Origin of the sequence: Roseobacter sp. CCS2 (genome assembly GCF_000169435.1) — a bacterium.
Classification (GTDB): Bacteria; Pseudomonadota; Alphaproteobacteria; order Rhodobacterales; family Rhodobacteraceae; genus Yoonia.
Map to the genome: position 1 here is coordinate 189,083 of NZ_AAYB01000001.1, position 25,500 is coordinate 214,582.

22 protein-coding genes and 1 tRNA gene are annotated in these 25,500 nt (G+C 53.1%); 11 read left to right on the forward strand and 12 right to left on the reverse strand.

Features of this window, described 5'->3' with window-relative positions:
* Nucleotides 1-55 precede the first annotated feature (55 nt).
* Nucleotides 56-940 (reverse strand): LysR family transcriptional regulator, encoded by an 885-nt coding sequence (locus RCCS2_RS01030; RefSeq protein WP_008230634.1) that lies wholly within the window; start codon nt 938-940, stop codon nt 56-58.
* A 158-nt stretch (nt 941-1,098) separates the two neighbouring features.
* Between RCCS2_RS01030 and RCCS2_RS01035 the strand changes: the two genes are divergently transcribed.
* Nucleotides 1,099-2,238: an Acg family FMN-binding oxidoreductase gene (locus tag RCCS2_RS01035; protein ID WP_008230635.1), complete on the forward strand. Its 1,140-nt coding sequence runs from the start codon at nt 1,099-1,101 to the stop codon at nt 2,236-2,238.
* A gap of 7 nt (nt 2,239-2,245) precedes the next feature.
* Nucleotides 2,246-2,692 carry a MarR family winged helix-turn-helix transcriptional regulator gene (locus RCCS2_RS01040; RefSeq protein WP_008230636.1) on the forward strand — a complete coding sequence of 149 codons (447 nt, stop codon included), beginning with the start codon at nt 2,246-2,248 and terminating at the stop codon, nt 2,690-2,692.
* 8 nt (nt 2,693-2,700) lie between these two features.
* Here RCCS2_RS01040 and RCCS2_RS01045 read toward each other — a convergent pair whose 3' ends face one another.
* From RCCS2_RS01045 to RCCS2_RS01055, 3 genes are read right to left on the reverse strand one after another with little or no spacing between them, the layout of a single operon-like run.
* Nucleotides 2,701-6,006: an error-prone DNA polymerase gene (locus RCCS2_RS01045; RefSeq protein WP_008230637.1), complete on the reverse strand. Its 3,306-nt coding sequence runs from the start codon at nt 6,004-6,006 to the stop codon at nt 2,701-2,703.
* Nucleotides 6,006-7,472: a Y-family DNA polymerase gene (locus tag RCCS2_RS01050; protein ID WP_008230639.1), complete on the reverse strand. Its 1,467-nt coding sequence runs from the start codon at nt 7,470-7,472 to the stop codon at nt 6,006-6,008. Before RCCS2_RS01050 ends, RCCS2_RS01045 begins: the two co-directional genes overlap by 1 nt.
* Entirely contained in the window at nt 7,441-8,061 is a 621-nt protein-coding gene (locus tag RCCS2_RS01055) for an ImuA family protein (RefSeq protein ID WP_156788392.1), read from the reverse strand. Before RCCS2_RS01055 ends, RCCS2_RS01050 begins: the two co-directional genes overlap by 32 nt.
* 232 nt (nt 8,062-8,293) lie before the next feature.
* Here RCCS2_RS01055 and RCCS2_RS01060 point away from each other — a divergent pair.
* The 5 genes from RCCS2_RS01060 to RCCS2_RS01080 all read left to right on the forward strand — a co-directional run bounded on the left by RCCS2_RS01060 (nt 8,294) and on the right by RCCS2_RS01080 (nt 13,394).
* Nucleotides 8,294-8,383: transfer RNA gene (locus tag RCCS2_RS01060), tRNA-Ser, on the forward strand.
* A gap of 95 nt (nt 8,384-8,478) precedes the next feature.
* Nucleotides 8,479-10,212 carry a site-specific integrase gene (locus RCCS2_RS01065; RefSeq protein ID WP_083791121.1) on the forward strand — a complete coding sequence of 578 codons (1,734 nt, stop codon included), beginning with the start codon at nt 8,479-8,481 and terminating at the stop codon, nt 10,210-10,212.
* The gene (locus RCCS2_RS01070; protein ID WP_008230646.1) at nt 10,206-10,802 is read left to right on the forward strand and encodes a hypothetical protein; all 597 of its coding nucleotides are present in this window, start codon (nt 10,206-10,208) and stop codon (nt 10,800-10,802) included. Before RCCS2_RS01065 ends, RCCS2_RS01070 begins: the two co-directional genes overlap by 7 nt.
* Before the next feature lie 712 nt (nt 10,803-11,514).
* Entirely contained in the window at nt 11,515-12,429 is a 915-nt protein-coding gene (locus tag RCCS2_RS01075) for a hypothetical protein (protein WP_008230649.1), read from the forward strand.
* A complete protein-coding gene (locus tag RCCS2_RS01080) occupies nt 12,426-13,394 on the forward strand; it encodes a site-specific integrase (RefSeq protein WP_008230651.1) in 969 nt (322 codons plus the stop codon). Before RCCS2_RS01075 ends, RCCS2_RS01080 begins: the two co-directional genes overlap by 4 nt.
* Nucleotides 13,395-13,487: 93 nt before the next feature.
* Here the strand turns inward: RCCS2_RS01080 and RCCS2_RS01085 are convergent, their stop codons facing one another.
* The 6 genes from RCCS2_RS01085 to RCCS2_RS01110 all read right to left on the reverse strand — a co-directional run bounded on the left by RCCS2_RS01085 (nt 13,488) and on the right by RCCS2_RS01110 (nt 19,421).
* Entirely contained in the window at nt 13,488-14,483 is a 996-nt protein-coding gene (locus RCCS2_RS01085; protein WP_008230653.1) for a metallophosphoesterase family protein, read from the reverse strand.
* 8 nt (nt 14,484-14,491) lie between these two features.
* Complete coding sequence (locus RCCS2_RS01090) at nt 14,492-15,403, reverse strand: hypothetical protein (RefSeq protein ID WP_008230654.1); 912 nt, start codon at nt 15,401-15,403, stop codon at nt 14,492-14,494.
* Nucleotides 15,393-16,025: a hypothetical protein gene (locus tag RCCS2_RS01095; RefSeq protein ID WP_008230655.1), complete on the reverse strand. Its 633-nt coding sequence runs from the start codon at nt 16,023-16,025 to the stop codon at nt 15,393-15,395. The genes RCCS2_RS01090 and RCCS2_RS01095 overlap by 11 nt, the downstream gene beginning before the upstream one ends.
* A 502-nt stretch (nt 16,026-16,527) precedes the next feature.
* The gene (locus tag RCCS2_RS01100) at nt 16,528-17,538 is read right to left on the reverse strand and encodes an NAD-dependent epimerase/dehydratase family protein (protein WP_008230656.1); all 1,011 of its coding nucleotides are present in this window, start codon (nt 17,536-17,538) and stop codon (nt 16,528-16,530) included.
* A 12-nt stretch (nt 17,539-17,550) separates the two neighbouring features.
* Complete coding sequence (locus RCCS2_RS01105) at nt 17,551-18,717, reverse strand: nucleotide sugar dehydrogenase (RefSeq protein ID WP_008230658.1); 1,167 nt, start codon at nt 18,715-18,717, stop codon at nt 17,551-17,553.
* 185 nt (nt 18,718-18,902) lie between these two features.
* Nucleotides 18,903-19,421 (reverse strand): type VI secretion system-associated protein TagO, encoded by a 519-nt coding sequence (locus tag RCCS2_RS01110; protein WP_008230661.1) that lies wholly within the window; start codon nt 19,419-19,421, stop codon nt 18,903-18,905.
* Nucleotides 19,422-19,887: 466 nt separating this feature from the next.
* On the opposite strand from RCCS2_RS01110, the gene RCCS2_RS01115 reads away from it, so the two are divergent.
* Entirely contained in the window at nt 19,888-20,640 is a 753-nt protein-coding gene (locus RCCS2_RS01115) for a sugar transferase (RefSeq protein ID WP_008230663.1), read from the forward strand.
* Nucleotides 20,641-20,679: 39 nt separating this feature from the next.
* On the opposite strand, the gene RCCS2_RS01120 is transcribed toward RCCS2_RS01115, so the two are convergent.
* Nucleotides 20,680-20,877 (reverse strand): hypothetical protein, encoded by a 198-nt coding sequence (locus tag RCCS2_RS01120; protein ID WP_037292974.1) that lies wholly within the window; start codon nt 20,875-20,877, stop codon nt 20,680-20,682.
* 459 nt (nt 20,878-21,336) lie between these two features.
* On the opposite strand from RCCS2_RS01120, the gene RCCS2_RS01125 reads away from it, so the two are divergent.
* Both RCCS2_RS01125 and RCCS2_RS01130 read left to right on the forward strand, forming a co-directional pair.
* Nucleotides 21,337-22,464: a glycosyltransferase family 4 protein gene (locus RCCS2_RS01125; protein ID WP_008230664.1), complete on the forward strand. Its 1,128-nt coding sequence runs from the start codon at nt 21,337-21,339 to the stop codon at nt 22,462-22,464.
* Nucleotides 22,418-23,839 carry a right-handed parallel beta-helix repeat-containing protein gene (locus RCCS2_RS01130; RefSeq protein WP_156788394.1) on the forward strand — a complete coding sequence of 474 codons (1,422 nt, stop codon included), beginning with the start codon at nt 22,418-22,420 and terminating at the stop codon, nt 23,837-23,839. Before RCCS2_RS01125 ends, RCCS2_RS01130 begins: the two co-directional genes overlap by 47 nt.
* A 6-nt stretch (nt 23,840-23,845) precedes the next feature.
* Here RCCS2_RS01130 and RCCS2_RS01135 read toward each other — a convergent pair whose 3' ends face one another.
* Nucleotides 23,846-24,466, reverse strand: a complete 621-nt coding sequence (locus RCCS2_RS01135) for a sulfotransferase family 2 domain-containing protein (protein WP_008230666.1) — start codon at nt 24,464-24,466, stop codon at nt 23,846-23,848.
* Between the two features lie 179 nt (nt 24,467-24,645).
* Here RCCS2_RS01135 and RCCS2_RS17780 point away from each other — a divergent pair, with 179 nt between their 5' ends.
* A complete protein-coding gene (locus tag RCCS2_RS17780) occupies nt 24,646-25,482 on the forward strand; it encodes a sulfotransferase family protein (RefSeq protein ID WP_008230667.1) in 837 nt (278 codons plus the stop codon).
* Nucleotides 25,483-25,500 lie beyond the last annotated feature (18 nt).

Genomic DNA, 25,500 nt, shown 5'->3' on the forward strand with positions numbered 1-25,500 from the left:
GTAACGCAGCGATTTGATCACTTCCAATTTTTTAAAGTAATAGAAAGGATCAGATTTATTGATCCTTCGTAATCTTCACCGCGACCTCTGCCGCCTCTGCCACGATACGAGGCGCACGCTCTGCATCATAGCGGGCAAAGAAATATAGCGGCTTTGGCACCCAATCATAGTGAAGCTGCATCAATACCCCCGACGCCAAATCTTGTTTCACCATCGCAAGCGGCAAGGCCGCAACGCCCATACCATCAATCGTCATGGTCTGGCAGGCGGCCAGATTTGTCGACGGCACCAAACAGGGTGCAAGATCACGGCGTGGTCCGAAATGTGCCGCGATTTCCTCAAAAAGCCGTGTGTCGCGGGCATGGGTCAGGATTGGTTGCGCAGCCAGCGTTTCTATCGTTTGTGATACTGGCAAGCCCAAGTCAGGTGACGCGACCCACACCAGCATATACGCCCCAATTTCAAGCTGCCCTGTCGCAAGGCGGCTGAAGGGTTCGTTTTGCAGCGCAAGATCAAGGGTTCGTTCAGCAAGGCCTTTTTCAAGCTGGACCGAAAAATCGACGGTCAATTCAACCGATAGCCGAGGATAGACCTCTTTCAAGCGCCGCAGATAAGCGCGCAACCACGTGTGCACAATCATCTCGGTCACACCCAAACGCAGCGTACCTTCAATCAATGCTTTCTGATCAGCAGCGGCAATCAGCGCATCCGTGGCATCCAACACGCGGCGGGCATGGGCAAGCAGGTCCTGGCCCTTGCCTGTTAATCGCACTGATCCTGCATCACGTGTCATCAGGGTCGTGCCCAGCGCCTGTTCCAGTCCCGCAATCCGGGCCGAGATATTCGGCTGCGTGGTATTCAAACGCTCTGCGGCACGGCGAAAGCTTTGCAAGTCAGCGACCCAGACGAAAGCTTCGAGTTGTTTGAGGTTCAGCCGCATAGTGGTCTTTCACATCAGATATCTGGGACATGAATATGATCAATCCAGCCAAAGGAACAGCATCGGATAGCGTCAAAATATAAAAGTACGACATCGCACTTGATTATAATTCGACATCGTACTATGTAGTGCGATATCGAATTATATGGAGATGACAAATGAACAGACGCAAGTTTCTTGCCCTCTCGGGCGGCGGTATTATTGTTGCAGCGACAGCCACTGTTGGCACAATCGCAAGCCGCACACCAACAGCAGCGCTGGCACCGTGGGATCAGGCCGGTGTGATTTATGAAGAACCGCGCAAACGCGCGCTATCCTACGCGATCCTTGCACCCAATCCGCACAATCGGCAGCCTTGGATGGTTGATTTATCGACACCAGACACCGTCATACTGCAAGTTGACCAAGACCGGATGCTCCCCCACACCGACCCGTTCAACCGGCAAATTACCATTGGCTTGGGATGCTTTCTGGAACTGATGGTGATGGCCGCCGCCGAAGACGGCTATGCGGTTGATCTTGACCTCTTTCCCGAAGGATCAGACCTGACTGCGCTTGATGGGCGCCCCGTGGCTGTCGCCACTTTCCGGCAGGATGACACACTGGGCAAGGACCGGCTGTTTCGTCATGTGATGTCGCGCCGATCAAACAAAGAACCGTTCGATCTGTCACGTACCGTTGATCCAGCATTGATTGGCACAATCGGCGCGGCGGCTGTGCATGGCAGTCGTATTGATGGTGATACGTCGGATCAGAGCATTGCAGAACTGCGTCTGTTGACATCAGAGGCACTGAATATCGAAATCGACACACCACGTACGTTTAAGGAAAGCGTCGATCTGTTCCGGATCGGCAAGGCCGAGGTTGAAGCAAACCCCGACGGGATCGACTTTTCCGGCCCCATGTTTGAAACGCTGGGTGCCTTTGGTTTGATGACACGCGAAGGTACGCTTGACACATCTTCCACGATGTTTGCGCAAGGCAAAGTGGCCGTGTTGGAAAACACCGAAACCGCGATGGGGCATCTGTGGCAAGTCACACAAGGCAATACACGTACAGATCAGATCAATGCAGGGCGCGATTGGGTGCGGCTGAACCTTGCAGCCACTGCCGCAGGGCTTAGCATGCAGCCCCTTAGTCAGGCTTTGCAAGAATACCCCGAGATGGCAGACCATTATACGCGCATTCACCAGATGCTTGCGCGCGCGGGCGAGACAGTGCAAATGCTTTGCAGGCTAGGCTATGGTATCGACGTCGGACGCAGCCCGCGCTGGCCTTTGGATGCCAAATTGATTTGAGACCGCGATGAACGACGACCACAAAGCACTGTTTCAATTCTTCAATGAGGTGGGGATTATCAACCAGCTCAGCAGTGCTGTGTTCCAGTCACGCTTGCCAGAAGGCTTGCACATCTCTCACTTTTCGGTGCTCAACCACCTTGTGCGGCTTGGTGATGGCAAGACCCCCCTTGCCATTGCCAATGCATTTCAGGTGCCCAAGACAACGATGACACATACGCTTGCAATGCTGGAAAAGCGCGCCCTGATCCGTATGGCACCCCATGACACCGATGGACGCAGCAAGGTGGTGTTTCTGACCGATGCCGGGCGTCAGATGCAATCTGCGGCTATTGCCGCAATGGCGGATCCTTTGCAAAAAATAGCGGATGACCTTGGACCATCCGCCGTCACTGCGCTGCTGCCTGCGTTGGAACAAATCCGATCATATCTGGATGACAATCGCGGGCTTTGATGCCGCCACTAATGAAAATCGCGCGATTTGGGTATGACGCGTACATTACGCGGATGTTGCCCGCGCGGATCATGCGGGATGGATTTTGCAATCTCATCTGCATGGGCCAAGGGTGGGTCCAGTTGGTCATGTGACAACCGCTCCAACGCATCACTGCGGTCCGTCAGATGATGGGCCACGACGTGGATCACATCTTCGCTGCGCTGCACCATGCCGCGCACGTCAATGATACGGGCGCGCATGATCACTTTGCGAAACGCCTCCATCACTTTGGGCCAGACGACCAGATTGGCGACACCTCTTTCATCCTCGACTGTGATGAAACAGACACCTTTGGCGCTGCCAGGGCGTTGGCGGATCAGGACGATGCCCGCGAGTTTAATTTGCTGACCGTTGCGTAGCTGATCCAGCATGCGGGTTGGTGTATAGCCTTGCTTATCCATACTTTTGCGCAGGAATGACATCGGGTGTGCCTTGAGTGACAACCGCGTGGTCTCATAATCGGCCACCACATGTTCGCAGATGGGCATCTGTGGCAAATCAAACCGCACTTCTGCACCTTCATCCTTGTTTTCAGAAAACAATGGCAAGTCAGGTGCATCGCGCAGCGCACGCGCATCCCAAAGCGCTTGTCTGCGGTCCAGCGTCATGGATCGCACCCCATCAGCCGACGCCAGCTTACGTATGGTGCCTGCATCCAGACGTGCACGGGTTTTCAAATCGGTGAGGCTGTCAAAAGGCTGCTGGCGCGCATCCACAATACGCTGTGCCATGTCTTCCCGCACCCCATCAATTTGGCGCAGGCCAAGGCGCACAGCGAACTGACCAGGCGCAATCGGTTCCAGCGTGTTGTCCCAATCGCTGTAATTAACGTCTGGCGCGCGCACGATTTTACCATGTTCGCGGGCATCGCGCACGATCTGGGCAGGGGCATAAAACCCCATCGGTTGGGAATTCAGCAAGGCCGCACAAAATACATCCGGGTAGTGGCATTTAATCCAGCTTGAGACATAGACCAGATGCGCAAAACTAGCGGCGTGGCTTTCGGGGAAGCCATAGTCACCGAAGCCCTTAATCTGGTTGAAACAACGAGTGGCGAATTCAGGATCATACCCGCGCCGGATCATGCGGCCGACCATCTTTTCCTCCAACGCGCCAATCGTACCGCGTGACCGAAATGTGGCCATCGCTTTGCGCAATTGATTGGCCTCATCAGGGGAAAACTCTGCAGCAACCATCGCAATTTTCATGGCCTGCTCTTGGAAGATCGGCACGCCTTTGGTGCGCTTGAGGACTTTGCGCAACTCATCCGGGTCATGGTCAGGCCCGGGCGAAGGATACTCTTCAGGCTCCTGTCCGTTACGCCTGCGCAAATACGGATGCACCATGTCTCCCTGAATTGGACCCGGGCGGACAATGGCAACCTGAATGACCAGGTCATAAAACTCACGGGGTTTGAGGCGCGGCAGCATATTCATCTGCGCCCGGCTTTCGACCTGAAACACCCCAAGGCTGTCGCCCTTGCACAGCATATCATAGGTGGGTTTATCACCCTCTTCGATACTCGCGAGCGTCAGCTTTTCCCCATAATGCGCTTCGATCAGGTCGAACGCCTTGCGGATGCAGGTCAGCATCCCAAGTGCGAGCACATCGACCTTCAGTATGCGCAACTCGTCAATATCGTCCTTGTCCCATTCGATAAAACTGCGCTCTGGCATGGCACCGTTGCCGATCGGCACGGTTTCCAGCAGCGGCTTTTCGGTCAGGATGAAACCGCCCACGTGCTGACCCAAATGGCGTGGCATCCCAATCATCTGATCGGCCAGTTTAATCGTGCGCGCCATCAGCGGGTCTTTGAGATCAATCCCAGCCTCTGCCGCTTCTTTTGCACCGACCTCGCGACCCCATGACCCCCAGATCGTTTTGGAGAGTGCCGTCGTGATATCCTCGGACAATCCCATGACCTTACCCACCTCGCGCACAGCCATGCGCGGGCGATAATGGATCACTGTAGCACAAAGGGCCGCGCGGTCGCGCCCATATTTATCGTAAATATGCTGGATGACTTCCTCGCGCCGCTCATGTTCGAAATCGACATCTATATCCGGTGGCTCTTTGCGTTCCTCGCTGATAAAACGCTCAAACAACAGGTCGTTTGTATCGGGGTCCACGGCAGTTATGCCCAGCACATAACACACGGCAGAGTTTGCAGCCGACCCTCGCCCTTGGCACAGGATGGGCGGCTTACATTCATAGCGGGCGAAGTTCACAACTTGTTGGATTGTCAAAAAATACTGAGCAATATCCAGCTTCGCGATCAGCGCCAGTTCTTTGCGCAGTGTCGCCTTTAAGCTGCCTGGCACACCGTTTGGATAACGCCACGCAGCGCCTTTCCACGTCAGATCTTCAAGATATTCTTGCGGTGTTGCGCCATCAGGTACAGTTTCCTTAGGGTACTCATACGCCAATTCAGTGAGCTTGAATGTGCAGGCATCCGCGACCTCACGCGTGGCGGTGATCGCATGAGGCCATTCCGCGAAAAGCCTTACCATCTGCGCAGGTGATTTCAGGTGTCGTTCAGCATTGGCATCCAGCAGAAAACCTGCTTTCTGAATCGTCTTTTTATACAGAATGCAAGTCATCACGTCCTGCAATGGCCGTCTATCAGGTACATGATAATGCACATCATTGGTTGCCAGAATGGACATACCATTCGCGCTTGCCAGCGCATCCAATTGATTGATCCGCGCCCGATCATCACCGCGATAAAGATAGCTGGCTGCGATATGTTTCAGCGTAGGCAATGCGCGTTTTAGGCGGCTGAGTCCTGCGCTGAAATGATCCAGATCCACCCCCGGCAGGGCAATCAATTGCACGCCAGCGCTGTATTTAGCCAAATCATCTAACGTCATGTCACACACGCCCTTGGCCTGCCATGCACCATCAACATCATGCATCTTGCCTTTGGAAAGCAGCTTTGTCAGCCGCCCATAAGCCGACCGATCACGGGGATAGGCAAGGAATTCTTCGCCTGTAATCAATTGCAAACGGCACCCAATAACCGGTGTGATCTGTGCCCTTAAGGCTTCTGCATGCAGCCGTACGACCCCCGCCATCGTGTTTAAATCCGCGCAGCCCAGTTTGTCATACCCCACCGCGTTGGCGGTCGTGGCAAGGTCCACTGCATCCGACGCCCCACGCAGGAATGAAAAACAGGTGGTGACCCCAAGTTCAACAAATGCCGCAGGTGTGTTGGGCGTAAACCCATCATCCTCAATCGTGCGCCTTGGGCGTTGGTTGTCCATCTCAGGCATCAGACAAACATTCCATGCACAAACCAGCGCGGATCGCCACCACGCCCATCCTCATGCAGCCCTTCACGGTAAAGCCACAACCGCCGCCCGACCTGATCCTCGACCTTGAAATAATCGCGCAGTCGCGTGCCGGGGCGATCCTTCCACCATTCCGGTGCAATGCGTTCCGGCCCAGCATAGCGGGCCACCCGATGGGTCTGCCTTCGCCAGACGAATTGTGCAGGTGGACCTTCAGGCACGGCAAAAAGCACACGCACTTCTTCGGGATGATCAAGCAACCGCAGCGGACGTTCTTTGGTCAGCGGTGCCCCTTTATTGGGATACTCCGCCAACGCTGCAATCTGCGTCTCGGCCCGTTCGGGCAAATGGCTTTGATGTAAAACAGGGCGGGTCACCGCATGCGGACCAAATTTAGCACTCAGCCTGTCGATCAACTTGGTCAGGTGTAGATCATTATCTGATCCGCCATCCAGACGGGTCTGCTTGTCCTGCATGTCTTCGACAGTACCAGCGGCAAGGGTGATCAGATCAAAACCAAAGCCGGGGTTGATCCGTTCCACCTTATCGCGAAACAGGCTATGCAAATGCGCTGGATCATGAGTCGAGGCAGAGGTCGCCACATCAATATGGCTCACATCGCCATCGGTTTTATAGACGGTCAGATGCAGGCGACGGCAGCCCTGCCCTGCTTCCTTAAGTTGCTCACAAAGGTCTTCGCAGAGATCCGGCAAGTAAGGGGTCGGGTCAAAGATCGGTTCCGCCAGACGTGCCTGTACGCGGATCACCGGCTTGACGTCGACGCTTGAGACAGGCTCGGCCAGCTTGCCCGTCACCTGATCCAACCGCATCAGCGGATTGGCGTGCAACTCTGCCTTCACAAAGCGACGTGTCAGCGACAGACGGGGAACATCCATGACGGCGCCAATCGTTTTCAGCCCTAAACGGCGCAGTAAAAGCACCGTCGGGTCATCCAACCGCAATCCTGTCACAGGCAGAGGTCCCAGCTTAAAATACGCCTCGTCCGGTTCACATACAGACCGCACCGGACCGTAGCGTGCCAAAGCCCAAGCCGCTCCCCAAGTGGGCGCCACCGCCAGCCGCGCGGTCAAACCCAATAAGGATAGCTGCGTTTCCATCTCAACCAACATCTCAGCTTCACCGCCCCACAGGTGATCAGCCCCGGTGGTATCCAAAATCAACCCATTATTGGCATCACGCACGGTCCAAGGGCACCAGCGTCGCGCCCAAAGAACCAACCGGTCAAGGGCCGCGTGATCGCCCGCTTCATCTGCGTATGCGACCTGCAATTCAGGACAGATCGCGCGCATATCGACCACGCGCGATCCCGGCTGAATGCCCTCAATCCGGGCAATCCGATTGGCAGCATGAATAACTGGCCCATGCTGCCCCTCGCGGGCCAGCACCATAGGCACATCATCCAGTGGCGCGCTCCCACACCGCTCCATCACGCGGCTCCACCGCTCGATCGCCATTTGAGGCAACGAGATGGACACGATCCGCCGCCCCGTCATAGGTCGCCACCCATTGCCCAGGCTTGGACCGGCGCGAACGGAACAGATCGAGCGACCAGCGCGGCGCACCCGGTGCTTGCGGGTCGTATGGATGTGGGGTGGATGGCAGACTGGCGATACGCCACCGATCGCGCGCGGCACTCAGATCGGGGCTGGCCGCACGGCGAATCAGCCAACACGAGACATCCGCCGCCTCTGCTCGCATGGCCAACCGCTTGGTTGCGGTGAAATCCAAGCTGGGCGGATCGCCCCATACCTCGCCAATTACAGCGCCCAGCGCATGACAGCGCAACCCATCCTCCATCGCCCAAAGCACATCTGCGGCGCGGGATAGATCGACCATGATAATTGGGCGGTCGGCAGGCATACCGGCCAAGGCGGGGCGCCCTGCCTCTTTGCGCGACAACCGGTCTTGCGCCCACAGGATTGGGGCATTGGTGGGGGGCAGCTGTGACAGCGCAAAACCCACAGCACTTGCATCTGTCGGTGGACTTAAAAACGCCTCCGATAAGGTGTGCGGCATCGTGACAGGCTGTTTTCCCTGCCCAGTTAAAGTTTTGAATACACGCAGCGACCCCATACACGACACACCGAATCCGTCTTAATGTTCATCTTTTGTTCTAATCCAAATTTCCAATTTCCACAATCTTCAGGACGCAATAAAACAAGGCCAGACACAGACATGGCATGCAAAGCGATAAACAAGACAGTTTTCCACTTGTGATTATAAGAAAATTCCTGCTAGACGCGTCAGCGGAGACGTGGCCGAGTGGTCGAAGGCGCTCCCCTGCTAAGGGAGTAACGGGGAAACTCGTTCGAGGGTTCGAATCCCTTCGTCTCCGCCATTAGGCCCCTAACCTGTTGTTATAAAACGATATCCGTTTTTGGGAAGGCCGAATTCCTGCCTCTGGGTCAATTCACTGGTACAGTGAGGGCAAGGATGGCCACAACAACACGCCTCGTCACACGCGGCAGAACCTTCTATTTTCGCTCGGCGGTTCCCAAAGACCTGCGCAGCTTTGCGGGCCGAAGCGAGGTTAAGATTTCATTAAGAACATCCGTGCAATTAATTGCAAATACGAGAAGTCGCGTGTTCAGCAACCACGTGGACATCGTGATTGCAAAGGCACGACGGATGGCAAAAGCCCAGAACACAGACGTGGATAACGCCGTACGCGGCTACTTCCGTGATGCGTTAGATTGGGGACAGGAATTCGCTGACATCTTCGCACCGGACCCCGAGGTGGATATTGACGACAGCATTGAACACATTGAAACGCGTCTTGCCCTCCTCCGTCGTAGACTTGCGGCACGGGACTTCCCACAAGACATCCAGAGCCGCGCAGACGCCATAGTGGGGGGAATACCCCAAAACCACCTTAAGAGCCGCTACGGGGCGACCCAGCGCGCCCAAGCAGGGCTTCTAAGGGCCGATATCGAGGCAGATCGCCTGCTGCTTGCCAAATTGGAAGGCGATTACAGCCAGACCGAAATCGCGGACCCCCTATTTAATCAGATAGCACAGACGACCGACGAACCAGCCGTACACAGCAGCACCCATTTAACCACAGGTCTACCGGACACCCCTATGCTGGGTGAACTGGCAACAAAGTATGAACAGGTTCTGCAAGACCAGAAATTAAAACAGAAAACCCTAGGGGACTTGAGACTGTCTTTCGAATTGGCGCGTGCCGTCATCACCTTCGACAAACCCGCAAGCCTACTAGATCTGAATGACATGAAGGCTTTGCGAGACCTTATCGGGCATATGCCTGCGCATCACTTGAAAAAGGCCGAGACACGCGACCTAGACCCGCTTGCAGCTGTGGAAGCAGGCAAAGACTTTCCGAAGCTTGGCTATGAGACCCAGAAGAAACGGTTCGACTTCTTCAAACGGTTCGCCGCTTGGATGGTGGCCGAGGAATACCTGACCAAGGTGCCGGGCAGTGAGTTGAAACTGCTCACCAAGAAGCCACCCAAAGGCAAACCAAAACGCCTGCCATATGAACCGGATCAGCTATCAATCATATTCCAGACCCCCATCTACACCGGAAGAAAAAATATCGTGAAAGCGGGCACGCCGGGTGAGTTGCGTATCAAGGATGGCAGATATTGGGTTCCCCTGATTGCCTTATATGCAGGCCTCCGGGCAGGTGAAATCATCCAGTTGCTGCATGATGATATCAGACAGGACAGCGGCATCTGGTACTTCGATATTTCCAAATTCGAAAAAGACGACGAGGAACAGATCAAAAACCTTAAGACCGGGTCCAGCTACAGACGGGTGCCCATCCATTCTGCCCTTCTCGACCTCGGTTTCCTTGAGTTTGTGGCTTTGCGAAAATCTGGCCGTCTTTTCAATGAGCTACCACGCGGCAGCGATGGAACCTACAGTCAGCCATGGTCGAAGTTTTGGTACAACCTTGGGAACCGCTGGAATTTCCGTACCACGCTGCATGTGTTTCATTCGTTCCGGCATAACTTCGTGGATGCCCTGCACGAGGCTAATGTCACAGACGCAGTGGCAATGCAGCTTTGCGGGCATACCAATGACGATGCACATTGGGGGTATGGGAAGGGAGCTTCCATCGCGCGACTGAAGGAAGAGATTGAGAAGGTCGAATATGCGGGCTTGAATTTGGGTCATGCAACCGGTCCGGGGTGGAAATGGTGACGGAAACAACAAGCAAGAAATCGTTCCTACATTCACCGAAAGCCAAAGCAGAAGCGCTTAAAGCATTGAAGACGGGGACAACATCAGCAAAGTCAGCAAAAATACCCCCAGGAAAATCTGAGACCGTTGCAAAGGAACTCTCAAAAGCTGAACAAAAAAACGCACTTTGGGAGCGCCCAAATCTAAATGCGATGTGCCGCAGACTGGCAGGCGGCGACATGATGGCTGGCCTATTCCTTTTTCATATCCTGTACGTGTGGCGAAACAGAATGATAAAGCTAGATCGCCACGGAAAGAAATGGTTGGCTCACAGTCGCGAAACTTGGGCAAATGCTTCAGGATTAACGAAGAGCGAGTTTAACAAAACCGCTCTGCCAAGACTTCGAAAGCACTGTTCGGAATTTTTAGTGATCAAAGCAATGGGAAACGGCCCTGCAAAACGGCTTTGGGTTCACGTCGATGAAGGGGCGCTAAATATGATCAAGGGCAGCAATAACACCATCCCGTGGGAGCTGTTTTATAAGGCATTAGAAGGGATAGGCCCCGGCAACGAAAAAGTACCCACTAATGCATACAAAAAGGATAAGTAGACGCCGCCTAAGCTGGTCGAATCCTTGAATTGACAACTATTATTAATCGTTCCGGAACAGCTACAATTAAGTACTATAAGTACTTAAGAGAACGGAAATATAGAGAAATGCAACTTATTAATAAATAAGGCTTCAATTTCGCTGCGCTCATTTTCAGCAAGCGTTTACTTTATGCGATCGTAAAATGATCCCGTAACTAGCCAGTCAAGCAATACTGGACAAACCTGAGACAAAAATCTGGGACAAATTGATCTCGGAGACATGAAATGGAATTTTTGAAATCGACGCTTTGCCCAAGCAGGCAAGGCGTGTGCGCGAATATCAAAAGTGGGAAGATGAGGGGGGTCTGAAAACTGCAAATTCACCACAAGACATAGCGATTTACCCTACAGGTCGTGATTTGCAATTAACTGCACCAGACATTTACTGGTTCAAACCGCCGATTTCCCTTCACCTGTCGGTGCCATAGGGTATTCTATAGAAGGTCAGACGTTTCCGACCCCCTCCAGATCAAGGAGGATCGGACATGAAAGACCAAACCAAACTCACCAGATTTCTGACAACTGCCGCAGCTGAGATAGCGACGCGGGATGGGGGGACCCGAATACCCCCGTTCGGCAGTACACAGTGGGTAGCCAGTTCATTGCTACAGAAGGCCATCCGCAGAAATAACCTTGCAGTTGCGCGGCAGGCCGGAAGGTTTTTGCTGGAGGTGAAAAGGGAACACCTCTTTCGCAGGCTCAATGCCATCGCAGCCGAGGATGTCGGCCTTGCAGATATTCACGCGTTGGGGATCACAGCCGCCTGCCTTGCCAGCGCAAAGATACGTCGCGATCTGGGCGGCGACGCCGTTGTCACTGATTACCTGATCTGCCGCATGGTTGACGCCCGCAAGTCCCGCGCAGCCGATGACCTGTTGATGGCTGTGGAACGCTGGCCTAACCTCGCGCAGGATCGCATCCGCTTCGCTGCGATGACCGACGCGCAACTGCGCCACATCGTACTTGGTTGCCCGTCTCTCGACCGGAAGGCCTTGGCGCTTTGGCAGTTGGTTGGGACAAAACGATGTCCCAGCGATCACCTGCCCACCAGAACCGGCAACCCCGACCAAGCCTTTAAGGCGTTAGCTGACCTTGGGGTGGCCCCAACCCTTCTCGCCATCGCCCAGCAGAACTCTACCAAAACCGCCAACATGCTGGCCCCGTTTGTCGCACTTTTGTCACTGGAAAACGGTATCGTCGCAACCGGGGTCTGTGATGATCCAACCCCGGTTGAAACCCGCATCAACGGGGTCCCCTCTTGGGCCTTCGATATGTACACCCGACCGGGACGCGCGGCGCTGCGACAGTTGTTGGTACGCAATGCAGGCATGGCAGCTTGGGCCAATTCCTACCTGCCGATGACAAACCAGGTTCAGGTTGCAGGCGAGTTGCTGTTCCGACTGGAAGGCCAGTGCCTGCACCGCAGAGCGGTCGGTCCGCTGAGTACATCGTTGCGCACCCGTTGGGAAACGAAATGCGCTGACTTGTCAGCCGAGGCGCTAACCGCTGGCATGAATGCCTTACAACGCGCCATGCCCGACCTGAATGCAATCAGGGCCGAGGTTATTGCGGGAGGCACAGTATGAAAGATTTGTCTCTAACCCGGGATAATATTTTCTTATCCCGCCCTACAAATTCCACGTTTAGCGCTGCTTTGACCAGTAGCGAAGCCGTCGAACACTTCATCCGTGAAAGCCTGTCAGAAAACACCCGAAAGGCCTATCGGTCTGACTTGGCCCACTTCACGGCTTGGGGCGGACAACTCCCCGCCTCGCCCGACATGGTCGCGATGTATCTTGCAGACCAAGCCGACACACTGGCCCCCGCCAGCCTTGCGCGGCGTATCGCAACCCTCAGCAAAGTTCACGCTGCAAACGGCTGGGATAACCCGTGCTGCGCAGAAGTGGTCCGCGCGACGCTGCGGGGCATCAAGCGGGTGAAAGGCACAGCACAGGATCAGGCAAAACCATTGCTGCGAGAAGACTTGTTCTTGGTACTCGATGCCTTGGGCAATGGCATCCGTACCAAACGGGATCGCGCCTTGCTACTGATCGGTTGGGGCGGTGGTTTCCGTTCATCCGAACTGACCGGATTGCAGGTGTCTGATATTGAGGACGCGCGGGAAGGCATAATCCTTCACCTGCGCCGCTCAAAGACCGACCAGACCGGAGAAGGCCGCAAGGTTGGCATACCCCTCGGACGCACCCGACATTGCCCTGTAGCGGCGCTGACAGCGTGGCTGGCAGCAACCAACCGACCCGTCGGGAAGATATTCCTGCCAGTAGATCGCCACGGCAACCTGCGCGGGGATCAACTACGCCCCGACGCGGTATCGACTATTCTGCGTGATCGGCTCACAGACGCTGGAATTGTTTCAGAGGGATACAGCGGTCACAGCCTTCGCGCGGGGCTGGCAACCAGTGCGATCAAGGCGGGTGTGCCGACATACAAGGTGCGTGCACAGACAGGGCATGCGTCCGACGCCATGCTGGGGCGGTATGTGCGGGATGCGGGGTTGTTCGAGGGGAATGCAGCGGGGGCGATGTTGTAAAAAACTCTTTTAAGATCAGTAACTTAACATGACTATGCAACAGTTGAATTGCGGCAGTGAGATCAGTCGACCTCATGTGAAGTGATGTCTACGCTAAGCCGCAATCGAAACTGGATAAGATACAAATTCCTGAAGATGCTCATCATATTTTAGATCAAACACTTCGAGCTGCAGCTGCTTGGTATCACTTTGCGAAAGTGTGCAAATGTGCAGGAAATGCTTATCCGAGGAGTCAATTGCTGACACGCTACCTGCGCAGTAGATGTGAGGATGTGTTCCCACTTGGCGTTTACGCAGATGAGTATGCCCACAAAAAATGTGGTTCACTCGTAATTTCTTAGCGAGATTAGTTACTTTCTCCCTTTCCTCAAGAACCAGTGATGTTGATACACCGTCCGCTGGGGAGAAATGCAGCGCCCAAACAACAGGCATATCAGGGTTGTCTCGTTGCCATTGTCTGGTCTGGTAGTCGAGTTCAGCAAGGACTATGTCGTCGACAGCACCGCGGCCAAGGCGTCTCAAGTATGCAAGTTCCCTACCAGCACTAAAGCAAAAGTCGGCTGAGATAACGCCGATAGCTAGATCATCATTCCGTACCGTGTCACTGCAGACACCTTTGCTTGGCTTGTAGACAGAGCCAAAGTAGCGGTCGAAGGCATCGCCTCCAGGGGTAGCTTTGTCATCTTGGTATCGATCATGGTTTCCCGGCACAATATGCATTGGGATGCCTAGTCCTCCTAGTCGAGGTTCCAAAGCGGCATTAAGATGTTGCTTGGTTCTGCCATCCAGAAATACCTGTGCAGCAACTTCAAGATCTTGATCCATGCCCGTGGTAGCGAGATCGCCCAGCACCACCAGACGGTCAAGTTCATTTGAAAACTCTTCTAAAAAATTGGCCGCGGCCAATAGCGGTACATCATCATAACTAGCGGGTTTTAGAAACGAAAAATGATGAGCTACGTCTTCATCCATATTGGATCCGAACACATCTAGATTCCGCCACAGCTTGCGTTCCAGAAGAGACATAACATTTCGCCTGCGTGCCTGCATGCACAGATGGGGATCTGCGATTAGAGCAATTTGGATCATAGCCTGCTTTACGCCTTCAGAACGGTAGACAATTTCCTAGAGCGCCTTTTGTGAAGTATCAACACGAGCTCATTTGCATCATCAATAGCTAGATTGCCCCAACGGCCCTTGAAGGCTGATCCGTCCGTAGACTGCGTGTATAATAGCTCTCTGAATGCCCTAAGAAATACAACTGCTTGTTCAGGTGGCAGCATTAAATGATCCACGATTAGGCTGGATATACTGGGGAGAAATTGTCTCCCAAACGTAATGCGGTACCTGCCGCCGTCGTAAGATTTTCGAATAGCAAAGTTGGATACGACCTTGCGCAACTGACGCGTCAATTCATTTACATATCGAATGTCTCTCTGCGCTTCGGATAGCTCAACTGTGCCCAAACCAGCTTCCAGGCGGACTGCATTCAACCCATCAATCCATGCTTCGAGCAAGTCTGAAGAAACCAAAAACGTGCCAACTGCTCCTTCGACGCCATCGTCTGGCTCATCATTAATCGGCGAGGTGACCGTTACGTTGGCAGGGTGACGTGAAGATTCTTCACCGTCTACCAATGTCTCATGAAACACGTCACGAACTTTGAAAATCCTTTTTGGAGGAGAGGAAACCACAACTCGGGCTTCTCCAGCCATGACACTTACATACTGCGCCCACGCCTTCTCTACCGATTCAATTTCCGGAGTTGCATCCATGAGCCGATGCACCCCCCTTGCCCTTAACGTTGGCAACAACAATTGCTGGACCCGGTGGCGTGATGCGGGGTGGGGAACCTTTTGAACCGCGAGCTTTGCCACCTCTCGTGCATAATGCTCTGACGGGGAATTATGTTGAGACTGATCAAGACCGGTATCTATGTCTACGCTATGTTCGAAAACGTTCTCACGAGCGACCATGGCAGGATGAAAATCTTCAAAGTTAAGCATCATTTCGACTCAATATCTCAAGTTTTTCCCTAATATCGTCGACCGCTTCCTGTAGCCTATCAAGTGTCCTCTCATCTAGCTGCAGTATAAACTCGCGTTCATCTGGCTTCGATGAGCTTGTCTGAATTCCCAACTGTATAATAGGTACTGCAGCACCTAAGTTGCCAGTCAACTGACCATCGGCATCCCGCTCAAAGTCACTTCTCAGGTCAACAAAATTTGCCAACCCCGTCACGTTTGGCAACAACCCATCACGCAACCGCGTCATCTTTGCGGCGTTTTCCTGAACTTGACGGTGCTTAAGTAAAAGTTCCAATTTTCCTGCAACGCGCTCTACTTCTACCTCGCCGCCATGTTCTTTCACGAACGAGACCAGGGTCTCTCGAAGCTCTGCTTTCGGGATATCAGCGGTCTGGGAGAACAAGAACGACAAGAATGAAAAGAAGTAACGTAGCTCAGCCTCTGTGATCTGGGCAAACTCAGCCAATCTGCGCAAGTCTTCATCACTTGGTTCTGTAGACGTTGGTTTCTGAATAACTGTGTTGAGCTGTTCATAAGTCTCATCGCTGAAGCTTGACGCTGTAGCCAAAATCACCTCAAGCGTCGGTGGCATAATGCCTTGCATGCTAACCACATCCTCCACGTTACTCAGCAGCAAATCAGCCTACGCGTTCACACGGGCAGGCTGACTTTAAAGCGTGTGTATAGCAATAGTCTTTATAAAATGGCAACATTACCTTATTTTTATGGTCTTTATGAGGTATTTTCTCCACACGAGCCTGAAATTTACCTGTCGCCGTAGAATCACCGAACGTACCGCTAAATCGCGACACAATTTCTGACATCGCAAAATCAAATAGACTTGGTCGCCAAGCGCTGTCCAACTGAAGAATCCTGAAGCAAAACCAACCCTAGCCTACGCAACAGCATCGCAATACGCACGGAATTTGTCAGGAAAATTTAGGTGGTTACTCTTCCCTTGGGTCAGTCATCTGGTACAGTCACACCAACAACCTAGGGAAAGGCTCCTGTTAACCCACTGACATCGTTAAAACTCAGGTTCGTCGTAGGAATTCCCTTCGTCTCCGCCATATCCACCTATTGGCATCAAAACATAAACCGCCTCATTAAGTATCGTAATACTGACGATACCAGCGCACGAAGCTTGCAACGCCGTCTTGGACAGATGTTTTTGGCGCATAGCCTGTCAACTTGTGCAATAGATCAGCATTTGCCCAAGTGGCTGGCACGTCACCCGCTTGCATTGGCATATAGTTCCGTATCGCGGGTTTTCCGATTGCAGCTTCGATGGCTGCGATGAAATCGGTCAGTTGGACCATGTCGTTGTTCCCGATGTTGACGACACGAAACGGTGCAACAGGCGACAGGCTATCACCATCGTCAACTTTACCATCAGCGGGCCGCGCGGGTACGGCGTCGATCAACAGCCTGATCGCATGCACGAGGTCTTCAACATAAGTGAAATCCCGCTTCATGTCGCCGTTGTTATAAACGTCGATGGGATCACCAGCGAGTGTCGCCTTTGTAAATTTGAAGAGCGCCATATCAGGCCGCCCCCAGGGGCCGTAAACCGTGAAAAAACGAAACATTGTCACCGGCAAATCAAAAAGATGGGCATAGCTGTGAGCCATGCTTTCCATAGATTTCTTGGTGGCCGCATAGAACGACATCTGGTGATCGGCGCGGTCCGTTTCAGTGTAGGGCATATCTTCGTTTGCGCCGTAAGCAGACGATGTCGATGCCAGCAGCATATGTTCTGGCGCGAAGGCGCGTGCCGCCTCCAGCAATTCAAACGTGCCCACGATATTGCTTTCCAGGTAAGCCCTTGGGTTTTCGATTGAATATCGGACACCCGCCTGTCCGGCGAGGTGGATCACGACGTTTGGTTTTTCCTCTTTGAACAGTGACATCAAAAGACCCGGATCTTCGACCATCCCATGGATGGAGCGATAATCATCATAAGCCATCAGCCCTGCTTCACGCCGTTCTTTGAGGCTGACGTCGTAGTAATCTGACAAGCAATCAAGCCCGATGACCCGCCAGCCTTCTTCAAGCAAAGTGCGGCACACGAAAGATCCAATAAAACCGGCAGCCCCGGTTACAAGTGCAGTACGCATCAGTGGATATCCTTAGTCAGCGCCAAACAGGTCGCGGGTGAAAATCTTGTCTTGGACGTCGTCCAATTCATCGGTGGCGCGGTTGGTCACAATCAGGTCTGCCTCTTGCTTGAAGGCGTCGAGGTCACGCACCACGCGCGAACCAAAGAATGTGTCTTCTTCCATCACAGGTTCGTACACAATCACCTCAAGCCCTTTGGCCTTGACCCGTTTCATGATGCCTTGAATTGAGGATTGCCGAAAGTTGTCACTACCGGCCTTCATCACCAACCGGTAAATACCGATAACTTTGGGCTGGGCCGCAATAATCCGGTCAGATAGGAAATCCTTGCGCGTGCGGTTCGCATCCACAACAGCACGGATCAGGTTTTGTGGCACTTCAGAATAGTTGGCCAACAGTTGCTTGGTGTCCTTTGGCAGGCAATAGCCCCCATAACCGAAGGACGGGTTGTTATAGTGGGACCCAATCCGCGGATCGAGCCCGATCCCTTCAATGATCTGCCGGGAATTCATGTTGCCGGCCATCGCATAACTGTCGAGTTCATTGAAAAAGGCGACCCGCATCGCAAGATAGGTGTTTGCAAACAGCTTGATCGCCTCAGCCTCATCAGGATCGGTGAACAAAACAGGCGGCGCGTCAGATATCGCACCCTGAACCAACAGGTTTGCGAAGGTTTCGGCACGCGGCCCACGATCGCCAACAATGATACGCGATGGGTGCAGGTTGTCATAAAGTGCCTGTCCCTCGCGCAGGAACTCTGGCGAAAACATGATCCGGTCGGTGCCAGTCTCTGCGCGCAAGCGCGAGATGAAGCCGACTGGAATTGTGGATTTCACGACCACCACAATAGATGGGTTCGCCGCGAGTATAGCTTTCGCCACCGTCTCAACCGAGGAGGTATCGAAGTAGTGTTCAACTGGGTCATAGTCGGTAGGCGTGGCAACAATTGCATAGTCCGCGTCGACCACAGCATCAGCCAGATCGGTCGTGGCGACCAGATCAAGGTCTTTGGTTGCCAGATATTCTTCCAGCTCGGTGTCTTCGATGGGGCTTTCGCGCCTGTTCACCATGGCAACCCGTTCATCCGACAGATCGACCGCAACGACTGTGTTGTTTTGCGCCAGCAGCACGGCGTTTGACAGGCCAACGTACCCAAGCCCGATAACAATAATCTTCACACTGAATTCCTATTCTGAATACTTACTTAAATCTGCGCGATGCATATCCTAATAGTGGCGGGTCAGACCAGACAAGTTTGTATATCACTACGCTTTAGAGCAGGCCCGCATCACTTAGATGCCATGTCTTTCGCTCAAACATATCGAAGGACACGACGCTGATCTGCTGGGCCAGCCGCTTACGTCTACCACCGACACAGATCGCGCAACGATCTGGCCGCCGGTTCGATATCTTGGATTGAGAAACTCGCGTTCAATGTGCGCCCTGTGAATGATGTGGCGCTGACAAGCAAACGCTCACTTCCAAACAGCCCGACGATCAGTGGAATAGCCTCTGCGCCGACGTAAAGCCCCAAGGCGTCGTTTTCCTCTGACGCGACCAAACGCAACAAGACAGGTGCTGCATCGTCAAGTTTATAGACCAGCGTGCCGAAGTCGCCGACGTCAGACATGAAATTCTGGCCAAAACGAACTTCGAACTGGGTCGTGTTTTCGATACATGACAGAATAAGTTCGGCTGGCTCCTCTAACCCGAACATGCCGGGCAGCGTTTGAAACGACTGTGAAGACATCAAAAGCGCGTTTTGACTGCCGACTGGTGGAACCAATTCCTGTATCTGCCAAGGGCCAACTTCCTCTCTGCGTTCGATGCAGCGGACGCCCACGGTTTCAGCACTGCAATCGGGCAGTGCATCGCTTGCCATCGCGGGAAAAGTGGCAAAGCTTAGGCAAAACGCCCACAAATTCATTAAAAATAAAGCTCTCATAAAAATCGGCCTCCGTCAGTCACTGGAGTCCACGGACACGCCATATCCGCGACATCAATAATAATAAACAAGTGGCCTGAACTTGACCAGAAACCTGCGGAAATCAAGCACTTTCATAACTGAACTGGCGAATCAGACAGGTCAGCATCTGTATTATTGTCATCGGCAGATAATCGCCGCCGATTCGCCGCTGCATCATTCACACTTTGCCTATTTCGACGGCAAAATGTCTGAAATGTGGCAAAAAATGTGAAGATTTGGTACGGTTTGCCCTGTACCCCGCTATATCTGGGCTGTACAATTAAGCAGGTTGTCGCCAATCAGTAACTTAACGTAAAGTAGCGTTGTAGTTCCGGATTTATATTACAGGCGCTACCGATTATTTTTTAGTTAAGAGGTTGCCATGAAGAACTCTAAACATTTGTTGGGACTGCCGGGAATTTCCACCGGTGTTTCGTCCGACTTTCAGACTATTTCTGGATTGCAGGGCTTTGACGTCAACGCGTTGAAGCGTGGACAGCGTGATCGCCTGCCAATGCCGCGTCAGGATTTGGCTTATTTGGTTTCCAACCGGATTTATGACCTTGTGGTCGCGACTATCGCTTTCATTTTGCTGTTGCCGCTTCTTCTTGCTGTTGCATTGACCATTAAGTTGACCAGCAAAGGCCCGGTGTTTTTCCGCCAGCAACGTTACGGTCTGAACGGTGAAACCTTCTTGATCTACAAATTTCGCACGATGTCCGTGGACAGCTGCGATGTGACCGGCGTGCAGCAGACAGTTAGAAATGACCCCAGAGTAACGGCAATCGGTCGCTTTCTGCGCCGCACCAACTTTGATGAACTGCCGCAAATCCTGAACATCCTGAAGGGTGAAATGTCTATTGTTGGCCCACGCCCACACGTACCGGGTATGCTGGCCAATGGTGAACTATATGAGACTTTTGATCCGCGTTACATGTTGCGCCATGTGGTCAAGCCTGGGCTGACGGGTCTTGCGCAGGTCAAGGGTTTTCGCGGTGAAACCACCAATGCGCAATCTGCGCGGATGCGGTTAGAGTATGATCTGCGGTATATCCGGCGCCAGTCGATCCCGCTTGATATCTTGATCACAGCACAAACATTCTGGAAAGAACTGTTCCGCAGTTCAGGCTATTAGGCCGACAGCATAGCGGCGTTCGCGATTTTCGCAGCGCCGCTAGATAAAGAGTTTGAACAGGAGATAGATTGTGCCGCAACTTACGGCTGCGGATCCCCAGATCACGAGATTTTTCAACACTAACGTGTCGACATTATCATCCCAGTCCTTGTCGCGATGAAGCCCATGGTCGATATTGCGCGAACCAAGACTAGCTGCCGTGCTTTCTGCTTGTGGTAAGTTACGATCTTTATACATGTTCGCGGTCCGAATGGCCCCCTTTTGTACACGTTGGGTAACTATTTCACTGACGACTTCGCTTCGTAACTGTTTATGTCACTCGTACTAACAAAACGTTAATCTACTTATAGTGGCAAACCGGTGTGCCGACAATGTGACCGAAGTGAGGCAAAAGCGACTTTCAGAGCTTGGAAAAACATGCCAAGAATATCAGTAATTTAGCGGCTCAAAAATAAGCAATCCCCCGCCGATAATAGCTGAGACGCCACCCGAATTGACCTTAACCACCTTACCGCGGCCACAAAGTACAGACGAAAGGCATGACAGATCGTATACACGGACCAAAGCATCTACCCCACACTATCAGCCTTGATCAGGACTGAAGCGCGCGGTCTCTCATCCGTGCAGATCAGGGCGAATGCTGACTTGCGGTCCGGCCCAATTGTTCCAGACGAGTGACCTGAAAGAAGACGTCGAATGAAAGTTTGCATCATCGGATTGCGCGGCCTGCCAAATATTGCTGGCGGGATCGAGACTCACTGCGAAAACCTGTTTGAAAACCTTGCCCGCGACCGGTCTGATCTGGACATCATGGTTTATGGCCGCACGCCTTATATCGGCAAAGCACCTTACATGACCGATGCGGGCATCAAAGTGATCCCTGTGTTTGCCGCACAGAACAAATACTTAGAGACGATTACAAACACCTTCGTTGCAATCCTTCATGCCCGGTTCCGCAGCAAGGCAGACTGCATCCACATTCACGCCATTGGGCCGGGACTGCTCGCGCCGTTTGCGCGGTTGCTGGGTGTGCCTGTGGTTTTGACCCATCATGGGGATGATTTTCGCCGGGCCAAATGGAACAGGTTTGCCAGCGCCGTGCTGCGTTTTGGCGAACGACTGGGTATCAAAAGCGCGACACAGACTATTGCCGTCTCGCCCACTTTGGCGGAACGCTTGCGCAGCGACTATCCAGACCGGGCGGATCGCATCCATTATATCCCGAATGGCGCTGATCATATTGTTGCACGCAGCAAAGGCGCCGACGGTACCACCGTGTTGGACCGGTTCAATCTGAAACAAGGGGCTTATTTTGTCACTGTTGGCCGCCTTGTGCCTGAAAAAGGCTTTGCGGATCTGATCCGTGCACACAAGATGGCAAACGCCACGACGCCTTTGGTGATTGTGGGCGGGCACAGCAACTCTGATCACGATCATGAACTGTCTGCACTTGCCCATGACAGCGTCACGATGACCGGCAGCCTGCCACAAGCAGAGGTTGCACAGCTTTTGGCAAACGCGCGTCTTTTCGTCCTGCCGTCCCATCACGAGGGGCTACCGATTGCAGCACTTGAAGCATGGGCCATGGGTGCGCCCTTGTTACTGAGTGATATTCAACCCAACCGCGACCTTGGTCTGCCACAGGACCATTATTTTCCGGTCGGCAATTTGGACAGTCTGGCAGAAAAGCTTGGCGATGATGCACCACGCATTCCCGCCCTGCCCCTCGCGCCTGCGTTCAACTGGTCGTTAATTGCCACCGAAACAGGCCAAGTCTATGATCTATTCCACAATGAACCCAGTTCCTTACAAACCCAAGGCTGATCGGATGCACCAATCCCGCCTTCGCCCGTCGCGACGCCACATGCTTTTGGGGTTTCTTGCCTCTGTGGCGCTTCCTCCGGCATGGGGTGTGGCACAGACCCAACCGCTGAACACGGCTTTGCATTTCCTGCCCGCCGGCACCGGAACGCAAGATGGCAGCAATTGGGAAAACGCAGCATCGCTGGATCAGGTCACGCAGTTTGTCGATAAGGCAAAGCCGGGTCAGACCATCTTTTGCGGTGTCGACACAAACACCATGCCAGTTGAATGGTCCGGACCACAGATCATTTGGAACTTGGGCGGATCACCGGCGGCACCGGCCGCCATCAACTTTGGCGCGCTGAGTAACGCAAGGCAATTTGTGTTACCGACTAACTCGGACGCACCCGCGCTTTTTCAGATGGTGGGTAACGAAACCGGACCTAACGAAAGGCCAGACGTTGGCGGCGATCCGCATGTCGTTCTGGGGCGTCAAAGCTCTCACTTGCGTATTTCAGGGCCTGTCTTTGATCGTGCCGGTGGCGATGGATTTTTTAATCTCGATGCGCGCGGCACACTGAAAGACCTGCGCTTTTCCAATATCCACGCCCGCAATGTGGGTCGTGTGATTGAGACCGAGGAAAATACAGCCATCGAAGGGCTGACGGTCAGCGACTGTACCGCACTTGGTATGATCCGGGGGTTTGCACGGTTCCGCGACTTATCCGACGCGGAGTTTCGTAATCTTGATCTGGATGCCGACTTTGTTGACGGCGGCGGCGGCATGGTATGCCAGATCATCAGTGTCAGCAAAGGGCGCGGGTTGAACTTTGATAACATCCGTCTTGCCAAAGCCGTGAACATGCTTGCCGCCCAAGAGCGCGGATCAACTTATATTCAAGGCGACGGTTTGGTTCTTGAAGAAGACACAGCCGATGTGCGGATTGAAAATTGCCACGCGTCCGACATGGGTGACGGCGGGTTCGATGTGAAAACCGAAAACGTCTATATGGCCAACTGTACGACGATCCGGTGCAAACTTGGCATCCGTATCTGGAGCCACCACCCCGATAACCTGCTTGAAAACTGCAGCATGACAGAGCCCGTCAGGCGCCCCAATAACGATGGATCATGCCTTTGGGTCGCGGGAAATGTCACTTTGCGCGACTGTAACATGGTCGCTGTGGATGAAATGTCGCCGATCCGTTTTGGCGAGGGACGAAACAAATCAAGGGACGGTACGGTCAAGATACAAGGTGGCTCGATTACGCATAAAGAAGATGTCAGATTGGCAACCGGTTCAAGGGGTACGGTCGAGCTTGAAAATGTGCTGGTCAACGGCGTTGAAACCAGTGGCCGATATCGCTGGAATGGCTGGTGGATGCGTAGCCTTTAGACCGTTCTAGACATCACTCCAATTATCCGGGTCATAGTTGAACTGTTTGAAATCTTCCGCATAGAATTCCCGGATTTGGCCTGCCGCATCATCACTGATCGCAGTCACTGTTTTCTTTGATGGGTTCTTATGTGGCAAGGCGGCTGCAAACGCGATCCCTGTCATCGCAGCAAGCCGTTGCTGAAGCGGCTCTAATCCGTCCTCCAGCCGAAACACCTCTGTTTTCTCGATTGGGAACATGTGTTGGGGGCGCAGGTGATTGGAAAAAATGTAGGGGTCTTTCTCGTATCGCGCAAAGCTTTTGCGCAACCACGACTCAAAGCTTGGTTTTGGCAACAGCTTGTTTTTCAATCGTGGGCGTGTGATGCGATAGTTGTATTCGCTCAAGGTGCGCGAAAACGGGTTCCGCGTGACACAAAAGCTGTAGTCAAAAAACGCGGGTGCAAACAACGCATCAAGCAGCTCTTTGTGGAAATGCTGCGGTACCAGCGGCAGCATATCGCGCCGGTCCTTCATATAAAGACTTTCGGGCGCATGTTCTGACATCCACGATTTGATCGATGTGCCGCCCGCCTTGGGAATATGAATAAAAAGGATCAGTTCTTTGCCAAAACGATAAGCGGGCATACCATACTCCTGCCAACCCTGACGGGCCGTTCCAATACCACTTACTAGATGCCAGAAAACCGTGGCCAACGTAACGTATTTATTAATTTTTTATGAATTTTTTGTAACAATCTTGATGACATCCCCGTCGTCTCGTGGCATTTTGCGTTCATTGTAATTGTTATGTTGGATAATTTGTTTTGAAACCCGATTATATTTTCATTGGACCACATAAAAGCGGCACGACCTGGATCGACAACTATCTGCGTCACAGGGGCGATGTCTGCCTGCCAGAGGCAACAAAAGAGACGTTCTTTTTTGACAAACAGTATCACAAAGGGTGGGACTGGTACGCCTCTCTTTATGGAAAGCGCACGCCTGAACACAAAATCTGTGTCGAAGTGGCCCCGTCGCTGCTGGACAAACCAGAGGCGGCGCAGCGCGTTGCAGAAGATTTACCAAATGTGAAAGTCATTGGCACCTTACGCAACCCGATTGACCGAGCCATCGCGCATTACTTTCACTACCTCAAAGGTGGTGAACCTGACTGGGGCTTTCGCAAAATGGCGGAAAACCACCCGGCCATGGTCAGTAACGGATTGTACTACAAAAACCTGAATATGTGGGTCGAACTGCTGGGCCGAGATCAAGTCAGGCTGCTGAATTATCACGATCTGAACACCAGTCCGGATGGCTATGTTCGCAAAATCTGCGACGTGCTGGACCTGCCCTATATGGCCGCAGAAGATGAGGTTCTTTATGCCCGCATTAACGAAGACGGCGATCCGCGTTTCCGCCTGCTTGCAAAAGCAGCGCGTCGCGGTGCGCGGTCATTGCGGTCGCAAGGCATGCATTGGCTGGTGAACGCGGTACGTCAACCAGCGGTGCGCAAGATCGTGTATGGCAAACGCCCTGACGAAACCAAACGTGAACGCCTACGCCACGAAGCGCGTGAGTTTTATCAAGAGTTCTTTGATGACTTCTCGCATCTGGATGCGGACTTCATGTTTGATACAACGACCTGGCGCACGCAGTAGAGCGCCCATCAGATTGAT

What these genes read in the sequence shown, in the direction of transcription:
- RCCS2_RS01030 (WP_008230634.1), bottom strand. Translation starts at nt 940, where the DNA reads ATGCGGCTGAACCTCAAACAACTCGAAGCTTTCGTCTGGGTCGCTGAC.
- RCCS2_RS01035 (WP_008230635.1), top strand. Translation starts at nt 1,099, where the DNA reads ATGAACAGACGCAAGTTTCTTGCCCTCTCGGGCGGCGGTATTATTGTT.
- RCCS2_RS01040 (WP_008230636.1), top strand. Translation starts at nt 2,246, where the DNA reads ATGAACGACGACCACAAAGCACTGTTTCAATTCTTCAATGAGGTGGGG.
- RCCS2_RS01045 (WP_008230637.1), bottom strand. Translation starts at nt 6,006, where the DNA reads ATGCCTGAGATGGACAACCAACGCCCAAGGCGCACGATTGAGGATGAT.
- RCCS2_RS01050 (WP_008230639.1), bottom strand. Translation starts at nt 7,472, where the DNA reads ATGGAGCGGTGTGGGAGCGCGCCACTGGATGATGTGCCTATGGTGCTG.
- RCCS2_RS01055 (WP_156788392.1), bottom strand. Translation starts at nt 8,061, where the DNA reads ATGCCGCACACCTTATCGGAGGCGTTTTTAAGTCCACCGACAGATGCA.
- RCCS2_RS01065 (WP_083791121.1), top strand. Translation starts at nt 8,479, where the DNA reads ATGGCCACAACAACACGCCTCGTCACACGCGGCAGAACCTTCTATTTT.
- RCCS2_RS01070 (WP_008230646.1), top strand. Translation starts at nt 10,206, where the DNA reads ATGGTGACGGAAACAACAAGCAAGAAATCGTTCCTACATTCACCGAAA.
- RCCS2_RS01080 (WP_008230651.1), top strand. Translation starts at nt 12,426, where the DNA reads ATGAAAGATTTGTCTCTAACCCGGGATAATATTTTCTTATCCCGCCCT.
- RCCS2_RS01085 (WP_008230653.1), bottom strand. Translation starts at nt 14,483, where the DNA reads ATGATCCAAATTGCTCTAATCGCAGATCCCCATCTGTGCATGCAGGCA.
- RCCS2_RS01090 (WP_008230654.1), bottom strand. Translation starts at nt 15,403, where the DNA reads ATGATGCTTAACTTTGAAGATTTTCATCCTGCCATGGTCGCTCGTGAG.
- RCCS2_RS01095 (WP_008230655.1), bottom strand. Translation starts at nt 16,025, where the DNA reads ATGCAAGGCATTATGCCACCGACGCTTGAGGTGATTTTGGCTACAGCG.
- RCCS2_RS01100 (WP_008230656.1), bottom strand. Translation starts at nt 17,538, where the DNA reads ATGCGTACTGCACTTGTAACCGGGGCTGCCGGTTTTATTGGATCTTTC.
- RCCS2_RS01110 (WP_008230661.1), bottom strand. Translation starts at nt 19,421, where the DNA reads ATGGCAAGCGATGCACTGCCCGATTGCAGTGCTGAAACCGTGGGCGTC.
- RCCS2_RS01115 (WP_008230663.1), top strand. Translation starts at nt 19,888, where the DNA reads ATGAAGAACTCTAAACATTTGTTGGGACTGCCGGGAATTTCCACCGGT.
- RCCS2_RS01120 (WP_037292974.1), bottom strand. Translation starts at nt 20,877, where the DNA reads ATGTATAAAGATCGTAACTTACCACAAGCAGAAAGCACGGCAGCTAGT.
- RCCS2_RS01125 (WP_008230664.1), top strand. Translation starts at nt 21,337, where the DNA reads ATGAAAGTTTGCATCATCGGATTGCGCGGCCTGCCAAATATTGCTGGC.
- RCCS2_RS01130 (WP_156788394.1), top strand. Translation starts at nt 22,418, where the DNA reads ATGATCTATTCCACAATGAACCCAGTTCCTTACAAACCCAAGGCTGAT.
- RCCS2_RS01135 (WP_008230666.1), bottom strand. Translation starts at nt 24,466, where the DNA reads ATGCCCGCTTATCGTTTTGGCAAAGAACTGATCCTTTTTATTCATATT.